Raw genomic sequence first — 488 nt, forward strand, 5'->3', positions numbered from 1 at the left:
GTTCAATCGATTTATTCTCTTTTGGCTGTTGCTTAACAGGATATGAATATTGTATTTCTGGCTGTTCAAATGCAACACTCTTCTTTTCAGGTTTACTAACAGCTACTGTTTTTAAAGAAGCATTTAAAGCATCTTGAATTGTTGTTTTGATTAAATCTAGCATTTCGCCTTGTTTTGACAAACGAACCTCCCATTTATTAGGGTGTACGTTTACGTCAACCAATTGTGTATCTGAATCCATTTGTAAAACAACGATTGGAAAACGATTCGGCGGCATATAATCACTATATGCATCTAGAATTGCTTTTTGGATTGCGACACTGCGAATCAATCTTGTATTTAAAGTTAAAAACATAAAATATTTTGTGGCCCGATTGATTTTGGGCTGGATTGCATATCCATGAATATGAAAATCTTCATTGTTTCCTTCAAATGGAATTGCATTCTGCGCTACTTCTTTACCATACATTTGGTATAGAATTTCTTGG

1 pseudogene is annotated in these 488 nt (G+C 34.0%); it reads right to left on the reverse strand.

The features are described from left to right. A pseudogene (locus ACZQCL_RS09180) lies at positions 1-488 on the reverse strand (DNA mismatch repair endonuclease MutL); the annotation flags it as partial.

It is taken from the genome of Holdemanella sp., assembly GCF_056804935.1.